The organism is Proteocatella sphenisci DSM 23131 (assembly GCF_000423525.1).
Taxonomy (GTDB): domain Bacteria; phylum Bacillota; class Clostridia; order Peptostreptococcales; family Filifactoraceae; genus Proteocatella; species Proteocatella sphenisci.
Window position 1 is genome coordinate 48,291 of sequence record NZ_AUID01000010.1, and the last position, 12,161, is coordinate 60,451.

General features: G+C 39.0%; 15 protein-coding genes. All 15 read left to right on the plus strand.

Features of this window, described 5'->3' with window-relative positions:
• The first annotated feature begins 16 nt into the window (after window positions 1-16).
• Entirely contained in the window at window positions 17-1,696 is a 1,680-nt protein-coding gene (gene fliF / locus G558_RS0105040) for a flagellar basal-body MS-ring/collar protein FliF (RefSeq protein ID WP_051188481.1), read from the plus strand.
• Window positions 1,689-2,696 (plus strand): flagellar motor switch protein FliG, encoded by a 1,008-nt coding sequence (fliG, locus tag G558_RS0105045; protein WP_051188482.1) that lies wholly within the window; start codon window positions 1,689-1,691, stop codon window positions 2,694-2,696. The genes fliF and fliG overlap by 8 nt, the downstream gene beginning before the upstream one ends.
• Window positions 2,689-3,465 carry a FliH/SctL family protein gene (locus tag G558_RS12410; protein WP_051188483.1) on the plus strand — a complete coding sequence of 259 codons (777 nt, stop codon included), beginning with the start codon at window positions 2,689-2,691 and terminating at the stop codon, window positions 3,463-3,465. The genes fliG and G558_RS12410 overlap by 8 nt, the downstream gene beginning before the upstream one ends.
• 14 nt (window positions 3,466-3,479) lie before the next feature.
• Complete coding sequence (gene fliI / locus G558_RS0105055; RefSeq protein WP_028829209.1) at window positions 3,480-4,781, plus strand: flagellar protein export ATPase FliI; 1,302 nt, start codon at window positions 3,480-3,482, stop codon at window positions 4,779-4,781.
• A 33-nt stretch (window positions 4,782-4,814) separates the two neighbouring features.
• Window positions 4,815-5,264 carry a flagellar export protein FliJ gene (fliJ, locus tag G558_RS0105060; RefSeq protein ID WP_028829210.1) on the plus strand — a complete coding sequence of 150 codons (450 nt, stop codon included), beginning with the start codon at window positions 4,815-4,817 and terminating at the stop codon, window positions 5,262-5,264.
• A 5-nt stretch (window positions 5,265-5,269) separates the two neighbouring features.
• A complete protein-coding gene (locus tag G558_RS0105065) occupies window positions 5,270-6,490 on the plus strand; it encodes a flagellar hook-length control protein FliK (protein ID WP_028829211.1) in 1,221 nt (406 codons plus the stop codon).
• 13 nt (window positions 6,491-6,503) lie between these two features.
• Window positions 6,504-6,962, plus strand: a complete 459-nt coding sequence (locus G558_RS12415) for a flagellar hook assembly protein FlgD (protein ID WP_051188484.1) — start codon at window positions 6,504-6,506, stop codon at window positions 6,960-6,962.
• A gap of 29 nt (window positions 6,963-6,991) precedes the next feature.
• Window positions 6,992-7,366 carry a TIGR02530 family flagellar biosynthesis protein gene (locus G558_RS0105075; protein ID WP_051188485.1) on the plus strand — a complete coding sequence of 125 codons (375 nt, stop codon included), beginning with the start codon at window positions 6,992-6,994 and terminating at the stop codon, window positions 7,364-7,366.
• A 71-nt stretch (window positions 7,367-7,437) separates the two neighbouring features.
• Window positions 7,438-8,343 (plus strand): flagellar hook-basal body complex protein, encoded by a 906-nt coding sequence (locus G558_RS0105080; RefSeq protein WP_028829213.1) that lies wholly within the window; start codon window positions 7,438-7,440, stop codon window positions 8,341-8,343.
• Between the two features lie 82 nt (window positions 8,344-8,425).
• Window positions 8,426-8,629, plus strand: a complete 204-nt coding sequence (locus G558_RS0105085) for a flagellar FlbD family protein (RefSeq protein WP_028829214.1) — start codon at window positions 8,426-8,428, stop codon at window positions 8,627-8,629.
• A gap of 24 nt (window positions 8,630-8,653) precedes the next feature.
• A complete protein-coding gene (locus tag G558_RS0105090) occupies window positions 8,654-9,481 on the plus strand; it encodes a motility protein A (RefSeq protein ID WP_028829215.1) in 828 nt (275 codons plus the stop codon).
• A 12-nt stretch (window positions 9,482-9,493) separates the two neighbouring features.
• Window positions 9,494-10,249 (plus strand): OmpA/MotB family protein, encoded by a 756-nt coding sequence (locus G558_RS0105095; protein WP_028829216.1) that lies wholly within the window; start codon window positions 9,494-9,496, stop codon window positions 10,247-10,249.
• A 23-nt stretch (window positions 10,250-10,272) separates the two neighbouring features.
• A complete protein-coding gene (locus G558_RS0105100) occupies window positions 10,273-11,268 on the plus strand; it encodes a flagellar motor switch protein FliM (protein ID WP_028829217.1) in 996 nt (331 codons plus the stop codon).
• Window positions 11,269-11,313: 45 nt separating this feature from the next.
• Complete coding sequence (locus G558_RS0105105) at window positions 11,314-11,673, plus strand: response regulator (RefSeq protein ID WP_028829218.1); 360 nt, start codon at window positions 11,314-11,316, stop codon at window positions 11,671-11,673.
• Window positions 11,674-11,701: 28 nt separating this feature from the next.
• On the plus strand, window positions 11,702-12,142 hold the full coding sequence (gene flgC, locus G558_RS0105110; RefSeq protein WP_028829219.1) for a flagellar basal body rod protein FlgC: 441 nt from the start codon (window positions 11,702-11,704) through the stop codon (window positions 12,140-12,142).
• Window positions 12,143-12,161: the final 19 nt, after the last annotated feature.

Sequence of the window (12,161 nt, forward strand, 5' to 3'; positions counted from 1 at the left end):
TAAGGGGAACTTGAAATTGAAGGACAAAATCAAAATTTATATAGACAAGGCCAGAGATGCAATCTCAAAGCTGACCAGCAAGACAAAAAAACTGGCAATAATAATTATAGCTGCAGTTCTTATTTTTTCTGTTGCAGCAGCGATAATGCTCAACAATAGAGGCTATGAGGTACTTTTTACAGGACTTAATGATCAGGAAGCCAGCGAAATAATAGGCAAGCTGCAAGAGTCTGCAGTAGACTACAAGTATGAAAACGATGGTACTATACTGGTTCCGTCAGATCAGGAACAAAAGCTCAAGGCTCAGCTCGTTTATGAAGGTTATCCCAAAAGCGGATTTACCTACAACGTATTCAAAGATAATATAGATCTTATGACTACAGATTTTGAAAAGAATAACTACAAGCTTTTTGAGCTTCAAGACAGGATAGGATCTACTATATCACTGTTTGATGGCGTGGATGATGCCAAAGTAACGATAGCTCTGGGTGAAGACAGAAAATATGTACTGGACAGCAAAAATGCAACACAGACCAGTGCATCTATTGTTGTTATAATGAAAGATGGAGGGTCTCCAACTGCAGACCAGGTAAAGGGAATACAAAGACTTGTTTCCAAGAGTATACCTCAGTTGGACATAGCCAATGTGGCAGTGCTAGATGGAGAAGGAAATGATGTAACCGTAACCCCGAGCCTTCAGAGTGACCTTAATCAGTTGAGAGCTGACTTTGAAAAACAACTCGAAAACTCAGTAAAAGCTAAAGTGGCAAATGTGCTGTCACCTTTTTACGGTGAAGAAAATGTAAAGGTTTCGGTAAAAGCTCAGATAGACATGAACAAGAAGATTCGTGAAACCATAAATTATTTCCAGCCAGATCCCTCAATTAAGACGCAGACGAATCAAAATGCAGATGGTGAAGAAGTTGCGCCCGATGAAAACGCTGCTGATCCAATAAAAAGAGGTATCCCGTCCAAAGAATCTATAAATCAGGAAGTAATTCGTGATGGAGAAGCAACTGGAGGAGTTCCAGGTACAGAAACCAATTCTGACATACCTATATACGGGCAGATTGAACTAAACGGCAATGAGACCCAGATAATAAACCAGAATGAAATAGATTATTTGGTAGACCAGATAAAAGAGCAGACACAAATTGATGCAGGAATGATTGAAGACCTGACAGTGTCAGTGTCCATAAATACAAGAAACAACGAATCTTCTATAACAGAAGATGAACTTTTAAAGCTGGTTGGAAATGCTTCTGGAATAACGCTTGAAAAAAGACCAGATAAGATTTCAATAGTAAGAGGAGCTTTCTATGACCCCGATGCAGGTATAGTAGACAATCTTACGCCTGATAATCAGAAGCAGATATATATAATAGCAGCTATAGCACTGGCAGTCCTTATAGCCCTTATTGTTACCCTGTTAATTATCAGAAGAAAGAAAAAGAAATCAAAACTGGCAGAAAAACAGATACCTAAAGAAGACAATGCCGCTGTTGAAAGGCTTATCCAGGCTATGGAAATGCCAAATGAAACAGGGTCAGAAGATGCCAAGAACAATCTTATAAATATAAAAAATGAAAAAAGTCTGGAACTCAGAGGAAACATCAGAGAGTTTGCAGAAGGTAACCCGGAAATATCAGCACAACTTTTAAAATCGTGGTTAAAAGGTGAAGATACAAATGAATAATTCAAAACTAACAAATCAGCAGAAGGCAGCCGCGGTGATAGTATCTCTGGGTGTAGATAAGGCCTCCAAAATATACAAATATCTTTCAGAAGATGATCTAGAACAACTTACCATAGCAATAGCAAAGCTGGGATATGTTTCAGTTGAAGATACAGAGATGGTACTGGATGACTTTTATAAAATGTGTCTGACGCAAAAAGTTGTTACAGAAGGCGGTATGGATTATGCAAGAGATGTACTTGAAAAAGCATTTGACGAAAGCACAGCCCATGCACTTTTGGAAAAAGTTTCAAAAGGAATGAAGGTAAAGTCGTTTGACTTCCTTAGAAGAACAGATATAAAGAGTCTGTTCTCAGTGCTGCAGCATGAGAGGCCTCAGATTATAGCAATAGTACTCTCTTATATAGACTCTTCAAAAGCAGCAAGTGTAATATCGGCGCTTTCCGAGGACAAGAGAGTTGCGGTAGTTGAGAAAATAGCAAAAATGGACAGTGCGTCCCCAGAAGCCATAAAAATAGTGGAAGCTCAGATGAAAAACAAATTCTCGACAGTAATGACTACAGATTTTGCAAAGATTGGTGGTATAGATTACATCGCCGAGGTCATGAACAACATGGACAGAAGCAATGAAAAATACATTTTCGACGAGATGGGAAAAAAGGATCTGGAGCTTACAGAAACAATCAAGAAAAAAATGTTCGTATTCGAAGATATTGCGAGCATGGATGGAAGAGCCATACAAATATTTGTCAGAGAGTGCGATATCAAAGACCTGGTACTTGCTATCAAAGGAACTAATGAATCGGTTGCAAATCTTATATTTGCTAACATGTCAGCAAGAATGGCAGAAAACATTAAAGATGAGCTTGAGATTACAACCAATGTACGTCTGAAAGAAGTAGAAGAAGCTCAACAGAAGATAGTGTCCGTAATCAGGAAGCTTGACGAAGAAGGAGCAATTGTACTTTCTAAGGGAGGAAAGGATGATATAATTGTATAGTTCAGATAACATATTTGACATACTCGTGGATTTTGAAGAAGAAGAAATCCTTCGCAGGGAATATGAAGACCTCCAGTCTAACCAGTCTGGCAATAAGGAAAACATCTCACTGGACATAGAGAAATATAGAGAAGAGAGAAGACAGATCAAAAAAGAACTGGCACAGACTCAAGATGAGATTGCTCAAATGCTCACAGATGCCCAGGTTCAAGCAGATGAAATAAAGATCAGAGCCAGAGAAGAAGGACTGGAAATCGGAGAAAGACAAGGCTACGAGAAAGGTTATCTGGATGGCTACGAAAAAGCCCAGACAGAAGTTGAAAAAACCCTCAAAAAGGAAGCTGACGATCTTCTAAAAGAATTGAAAGACCTTATTTTGTCAGTAGAGCAAAACAAAAAAGAACTACTGGATAAATATAAGGATGACCTGAGAGACATAGCAATAGCAATAGCAGAAAAGATAATAAGAGTAAGCCTCAAAAGCAGTGGCGATATAATAAAAAGAATGATAATATCGGCAACTGAAGGAATAATGTCCAAAGAATGGGTGAAAATATACATTTCCAGATGCGACGCTGAGATGGCAGTAAATGGAGACACTATGCTTATAAACTCTATATCTTATGTATCAGACCATATAAAAATAGTAGTTATGGAAAATGAAGCGCCGGGAACGTGCATACTGGAATTCCCAGACAAGGTCATAGACGCAAGCACCAATACGCAGATAGAGAACATAAAGGAAATAATTAGCAGCTCCAGAATTTAGAAGCAGGTGATCAATTGTTTAATAACATACCCAAGCTGATTGCAAAGTCAGAGACAGTAAGTCATATAGGAAAAATTGAAAATATAGTGGGAATGACTGTCGAAGCTACCGGTGGAAATGCCAGTATAGGCGACATAGCTATGATATACAGCGAAAACAAGAACCAGCACATACCATCAGAAGTAGTAGGTTTCAAAGATGACAGGATACTCCTTATGCCATACGAAGATATAGCAGGAATTTCGGCAGGGAGCTTTATAAGGAATACCAAAAACAGACTGAAAATACCTGTTGGCAACAACCTCATAGGCCAGGTGCTAGACGCTATGGGAAGGCCCATAGACGTGACCAAAAACTTTGTACCTGAATCACACTATTACGTAGACAGCAAGTATACAAACCCCCTCAATCGTCCCCCTATAGATGAGAAATTACACTTTGGAGTAAAAGCCATAGATTCATTGCTTACGATAGGAAAAGGTCAGAGAGTCGGGATATTTGCAGGAAGTGGAGTAGGAAAAAGTACCCTGCTTGGAATGATAGCCAAGAATGTAAAGGCAGATGTGAATGTCATAGCGCTCGTAGGTGAGAGGGGTCGTGAAGTAAGAGAATTCATAGAAAAAGACCTGGGAGAAGAAGGCCTCAAAAGATCGGTACTGGTTGTAGCAACATCCGACCAGCCCGCTATGCTGAGACTTAAATGCCCCATGGTAGCGACTACGATAGCGGAATATTTCAAAGACCAGGGCAAAGACGTACTTCTTATGATGGACTCGCTGACAAGATTTGCAATGGCGCAAAGAGAAGTAGGACTTGCCATAGGAGAACCACCTATAGCAAGAGGATACACCCCCTCCATATATGCAGAGCTTCCAAAACTGCTCGAGCGAAGCGGAAATTTCCAAAAAGGCTCCATAACAGGAGTATATACCGTATTGGTAGAAGGAGACGACACCAATGAACCCATAGCAGACATGGTAAGAGGAATACTGGACGGTCACATAGTGCTGAGCAGAAGACTTGCAAATGAAAATCATTTTCCGGCAATAGACATAAATGCCAGCATATCAAGACTGATGACGACCGTAGCAGACCCAGAACATCAAAAACTCGCATCAAGCCTGAGAGACATACTGAGCATCTATGAAAAAAACCTGGACCTTATTTCTATTGGAGCCTACAAAGCTGGGACAAATCCAAGACTTGACTATGCAATATCTAAAATTGACAAGGTACATGATTTTCTCAAGCAGGGCATATACGAAAGCTTTACTTTTGAAGAGACTATAGACAAACTCAGAGAAATACTGGCCTGATAAAAATTGAGAACAGATAGGAGATAAGACCAAGTGAAAAAATTTACGTTTGGACTAGACACTGTGCTCGGATATAAAAACCAGGTACTTTCGAATCTCAAAATGGAACATGGAAAAATAATTACAGAACTCAATCAACATGAGAATCAAATGCAAGACCTGAAGATAAAATATGAGAGTCTGAGAAATGAATTTAACGAAAAAAAACTCTCAGGAATGACCATAATGGAAGCCAGGACATTTCAGCTATATCTGAGCCAGATTGAAAACCAGATAAAAATTCAGGCTCAAAAGATAGAAGAAGTAAAAAAAAGAGAAGAAAAAAAGAGAAGAGAGGTTGTGGAGTCCAAAACCGAGTCGGCAGCCATAGAAAAACTCAGAGAAAAAAAGAAAATCAACTATGATGCAGGTGTGAAAAAAAGTGAAGAACTCTTTATAGAAGAGTTTGTATCAAACGCATCAAGTACAATTGAAAGGAGGTGAGAAAGATGAATACGAAAAGCATAGAAATATCAGCAAAACCTATGAATAAACTCGCAAAAAAAGAAACAATACCAAAAAACGAAGGCAGTGACTTCAGAGACATTTTGAATCAAAGCTCTAATACAAATTCCAAGGCGCCTTCAGCAGAAAAACCTGACGATTCAAACAGACCAGAGAAGTTGCCAGAAAACCAGGAATCAGGTAATTCAGAAGCTGGAGATATCAAAGAAAATGTAAATGTTTCGGGTGAGGAAATTCAAAAAAAATCGAGCCAGGACATATCATCAGATTCGTCAGCAGTGATAAATCCTATGTCCGCTATGCAGCCTCAGCTAAGGCCAGAAATAAAGACTGTAGCTGTTGAAGATGGAAAGATAAGCATGTCAGTTCTGGAAAATGCAGAATTAAATATTAACAGCAAATCTGCACAAGCTTCTCAGGCTCAGGAAATCAATATGGCCCTTACAGAAAAAACCATTAAAAATCCTCCTGCAAATGGAGCTGATCAGCCAAAATCAGAAGCAGAGACAAAAGCTGGACTGGCCCAGGCATCTGAAATTCAAAAATCCATTCCATCAGCAAGGCCTTTACAGCAATCAGAAGGAACGTCTTCCCAGCAAGATGAAGAAGCTCAAAGTACAAAAACTTCAGAAAAAGCTTTATCAACAGGTGATTCTCCAAAAGCAGGATCAGATAAGGATGAAGCAATAACTCAAGATCTCAGAGCCACTGCAAAAAACCAGCAAGATGGCCAGATGCAAGTCATAAAGGTAAAAGTTGGAGATGCACAAAAGGCGGGCTCTGCAGAATTTACAAAGCAAATAGCCAAAAACATAGACATAAAAGGTAATGGGGACAAGTCATACGAGCTTGAGCTGGATCCACAAAACCTGGGCAAGATAAAGGTAAACATAAGCTTTGAACAAGGGCAGACAAATATTTCACTTACATGTACAAATCCGAGGACAGCAGGACTTCTTGCAGAAAATGCCTCAATGCTTGCGCAGATAATTCAGGAAAGTAATGGAACAACAGCCTCAGTAAATGTACAAGAAGAAAGCGGATACCTGAGCCAGGAAAAAGATGAAAATCAAAATCAGCAAAGTCGTCAACACGGTGAAAACCAGAGAAACGATGACAGTGAAGAATTTGCAGATCAGATGAAACTTGGTCTTTGGGAAATAGAAAACCTCAAGAGACAGTACCAGATGTCTCAGACAAGTTAAAGGAGAATAGAAAATGGCAGATATAGGAGCAGTAGGAGCCGCATCAAGTCAAGTGCAACAGAGCAAGTCAAACACAAAAACCACACTTGATATGGATGACTTCTTAAAACTTATAGTAAAGCAACTTCAAAATCAGGACATGATGAACCCTATGGACGATGCAGCCATGATGAACCAGATGGTACAGATGGCAACCGTAAATGCTATGAGTACCATGGCAGATGCTTCAGTAACCAGCTATGCAGCATCACTTGTTGGAAAAGAAGTCACTGTAACAGAACCAGGACCAGATGGAAAAATAAAAGAAATATCGGGAAATGTAACAGGAACGGCAGTATATGGTGGAAAACAGGTAATATTTGTAAATGACAAAACTTACTACCTGACAGAGATTATGGCAGTAGGGAAATTGCCAGCTAAGGAAGAAACAAAACCAGAGCCAGAACCAGAACCAGAAACAATAATTGAGTAAGGAAACTCAAAAAATGGGAGTGATAATAATTGATAAAAGGTGTAAACAGCTCTAATCCGGTAAAGGAAAGAATCATAAACGAAAGACTTGGTTACGTCAACAGGAGCAATGACTTTGGTAAGATACTAAGAGACCAGATAAAAGAAAGTTCAGAGCTCAAATTCTCCAAACATGCTCAAGAAAGAGCAGCACAAAGAGGAATCGATGTAACTCCAAAACTAATGGATGATCTTCAAAACGCAGTAGAAAAGGCCAAGGAAAAAGGTGCAAGAGAGCTTGCTATAATAGGGAGTAACGAGGCATTTATAGTAAACGTGACAAACGGAGTAGTAGTTACTACCATGTCATCACTGGAAATGAAGAACAATATATTTACTAATATTGATAGCGCTGTAATAATTTAGGCTGGACCGTAAGGAAGCCCCCTGCAGTTGTCCGAATGACAAGGCAGTATACAGCATGAAAGGAAACAAAAATGATTAAATCAATGTTTTCAGGAGTATCAGGACTAAGAGCCCATCAGGCAAAGATGGACGTAATAGGTAACAATATAGCCAATGTAAACACATTTGGCTACAAGGCAGGAAGAGCTACATTTAAAGAGTCCATATATCAGACTATGAGCGGCTCAAGTGATGGAACAGACACATTTGGAGGAAAAAACCCCTCTCAGGTAGGATATGGATCTCAGATAGGCTCCGTAGATCTTATGTTTTCATCAGGAAGCTATGCACCTACAGACAGCCCGACAGATTGTATGATAGATGGAAACGGATTCTTCCTGGTTGGGACAAAGGATTTGGCAGGAATAAATACCGGTCAGGAGAATCCGGCCGATTCTGATGTTAATGCCCTTACGCTCACAAGGGTTGGAGATTTTAGATTTGATGGAGATGGATATCTGGTGGATTCAAACAGCAATATCGTTTTCGGATTTGTTCCAGTAGAAGGTGGAACCATCGAAGCAGAAACAGAACTGAATCCTATAAGGATACCAGCAGGTGAAACAGAAGCTACACGTAAAAATATTAACAGCATAAGGATAGACGATAAGGGAAATGTGATAGGAATAGATGCAGATACTAATGAACCTATAACTATAGCTAAGATTGCGATAGCAAACGTTCCAAACCCTAATGCCCTGGAAAAATCTCAGGGACCGTATTACAAGATAGTATCAAATACAGGAGATGCAGTAGCATTTGGAGCCGGAGACGGTGGAACAGGCCTTATGATATCAAACGGACTTGAAATGGCCAACGTGGATCTTGCAAAAGAATTTTCAGAGATGATAACTACCCAAAGAGGTTTCCAGGCAAATACTAGAATAGTAACAGTATCAGATGAAATGCTTCAAGAATTAATATCTATGAAGAGATAATACATTATTGGCGGGAGGTTAATAAAACTCCCGGAAAATACATAACAAATCCATCCTTATTACAAAAAAAGGGGCGTTTGCCATGATAAAATTAACCAAGCTTAACAACGAAGAATTTGTAATCAACTGTGCGCAGATAATGACTATAGATATAATACCGGAATCAAAAATAACTCTCATGAACAAAGAACATTTTATAGTATTGGAGAGTATTGATGAAATCATAGAAAAAACTATTGAATACAACCGGTCCATAATGGATATAAGACAGGGCAATATGATATAAGACATTTAATTTGGAGGGAAAATAATGGATGTAACAATGTTTATTGGAATGGCAATCGCAATGGTGCTGATGGTGTTTGGTATGGGGCTCAAAAACCTGGCTAACTTTGTAGATATGCAGAGTTTTATTATAGTAATAATAGGAACAGTAGCTGCACTATTTGCGGGTTTTGGGATCAAATCTTTTAAACAGTTGCCAAAACATATTAAACTTATAATGTCCAAGGATAGATACAATGCTAAGGAATGCATAACTCAGATAGTAGACATGGCTCAGGTAGCCCGGAAAAAAGGACTTCTTGCACTTGAAGAAGAATCCAAGAAAATTGAAGATCCATTTTTCAAGCAGAGTCTGATACTTATAGTAGACGTCCCCGATGCATCAAGAATAAAAGAAATGCTTGAAAATGAGCTGCTTTATCTGGATGAAAGGCATGCAAAGACGGTAACATTTTATGAAACTGGAGAAGCCCTTGCGCCTGCATTTGGTATGATAGGAACGCTGATTGGACTTGTTAACATGCTAAAGAGTATGTCCATGGACTCGGGCGGAAGCAGCAGCATAGGAGAAGACATGTCGGTGGCACTGATCACTACGCTTTATGGAGTTATATTTGCAAACATAGTATTTGGCCCCATAGTGAGAAGGCTCAAGCAGAAACATGACGAAGAGATACTCTTTAAAAATATTATAATAGAAGGAGTGCTCGCTATTCAGGCGGGAGATAATCCAAAATTCCTCAATGAAAAACTGACATCTTATCTGGCACATTACGAAAGATCAGATGGTGGGGGAGATGAAGGCGGAGAGAAATCTCCTAAAGCTAAAAAAGGAAAAAAGTCAAAGGAATAGGGGGATAATAGTTTGAAGAAAAAGGTAAGACCACCGGAAGACAAAGGGAAATGGCTGACCACGTACTCAGACACCATAACCCTGCTGATGTGCTTTTTTGTACTCCTTTATTCAATAAGCTCGGTAGATGCTGCAAAATGGGAGATAGTTGTAAAGAGTTTTAATCCAGACGCAGCAGCGACATCTCAGATAGTAACAGATCAGACAGAGACAGCCGGAGACAATGACGTAGAAGGAAGTACCTCACCAGCTATAGTAGATGAATTTGATGAACTTTACTATTCACTTAAAAAAGAAGTTGAGTTGCAGCAGCTTGAAGCGGATGTGGAGATAATAAAAGGAGATGGATTCACCTTTATTACATTTAGAAATAATATATTTTTTAATGGAGACAGCTATATTCTCAGAGAAAATGGAAAAATTATACTTGACAGCCTTGCAAGAATAGTAAAAGGTTCGTCCAAAACTATAGGAGAAATTCAGATACTGGGCCATACATCTCAGGCGAGGCCAAATGAGACCAATGATGTAAAATTTGATAGATTCCTTGCATCCAACAGAGCTACAGAGGTCCTTACATACATCCAGATGAAGGATGTAATAGAACCTTCCAAGCTTGTGGCCAGCTCTTATGGGCAATTCAGGCCAGTGAGTCCATTTGATACAACAGAAAATAGAGCTAAAAACAGGAGAGTAGAAATTGTAATTACTAAAAATGACGCGGTGACCAGAGCACTGGATGAATATTATGAAGAAGTCTACAGTTAAAGGGAAGGGGCGGTGAGAATCAGATGTCAGAAATATTATCTCAGAACCAGATAGACTTGATACTAAACTCCATGAAAGATGGAGGAGACAACAAACAAAAGGATCTTGAGCCTGAAGTTAAAAAAGAAGAGCTGGGATACAAGAAATATGATTTTTACAGCCCAAAAAAATTCACAAGAGACAAGCTTAAGCTCATAAATAATATATATGATAATTACTCAAGGATACTCGCTACAAAGGTAAACAACCTTTTCAGGACTTCGGGAGAATTCGAGGTCGTAGGAGTAGAGGAACAACGTTATTACGAATTTAGCAATGCTGTAAATGACAACGACATACTTTCTTTTGTAGAGCTTGACCTCAAAAATCCTAAAAAAGGAGCGCCCATACTTATACACGCAAACAACCGTATGATGCTGGGTATGATAGACAGAATTCTGGGTGGTGAAGGAGATGAGATTGACATAGATACAGACTACAAGTATACTGATGTAGAAATATCTCTTTATGATCATATAATGTCTAAACTGACACCCAATATGAAAGAAGCATGGGCAAATTATATAGATGGAAGTTTCAATTACATGTATTCCAGAATAAACCAGAACGTGGGTCAGGTAATTGGAATGGACGAAACTGTTGTAATAGTTATAATAAGTGCAACAATGGGGACCATAGAAGGTAAATTGACTGTGTGCATTCCCGGTACCCTGCTTTCACTGATATTCGAAGCTCATGAAAATGAAAATATGAAAAAAAGAGGGGACAAGGACAGCGATGAGGATGAGATAATACTCGACAATGTCAAAACATCTGAAATGGAGATAAAGGTAAAATTTGGATCCGGCGAGATGAGGATGCGCGATGCCTATACTCTAAAGGTTGGAGACACTATAAACCTTGGGAGATCAAAAGACTCTGAAGTGTATATGTATGTAGATGACAATCTGTGGTTTACAGGAAATCTTGGAGTCCACAAAAAAAATGTGGCTGTCAAGGTAAAAGATATAAAGCAGTAGTATAAATTTGAAATTGACTAACGAAGATAAGGAAGGTAAAAAAAAATGGCTAAATTATTATTGGTAGATGACGCAGCATTCATGAGAATGGTAGTTAAGGACACTCTTACAAAGAATGGATTCACAGATTTGTATGAGGCAGCAGACGGACTTGAGGCAGTAGAAAAATACAAAGAGATACTTCCAGACCTTGTTATAATGGATATAACAATGCCTAACATGGATGGACTTGAGGCCCTTAAAAAAATAAAAGGGGAATTTCCTGAGGCAAAGATAATAATGTGTTCAGCTATGGGACAAGAAGCAATGGTAGTGGAAGCCATAAAGTCAGGCGCAAAAGACTTTATAGTAAAACCATTCAAACCAGACAGAATACTTAAGGCAGTGCAGCAAATACTTGGATAAAAGCAAACTCTTTGAGTAAGGAGGAAACATGTCTTTTTTAAGCTCCATGAATATAAGCGCTTCTGGGCTCACAGCTCAGAAACAAAGACTTGATATAATAGCAGAAAATATAACTAACATAAACACCACAAGAACAGAAGGTGGAGGACCATACCAGAGAAAAATGGTTGTTTTCCAGCCAATAGACCAGCAGGATTTTAAAAGTGTACTGAGCAGGACGGCAAGAGAAAATAATCAAAAAGGCGGAGTCCAGATAACTGAACTTGTAGAAGATACAAGAGAGTTTAAGTCAGTATATGACCCAGACCATCCAGACGCTAACGCAGATGGATATGTAATGATGCCAAATGTGGACCTCATTAAGGAGACTGTAGACAGTATGTCTGCCACAAGATCCTATGATGCAAATATTACTGCTTTTAATGCAATCAAGATGATGGCAACCAAAGCATTAGAAATAGGAAGATAGTCTAAAAGACACAGTGAAC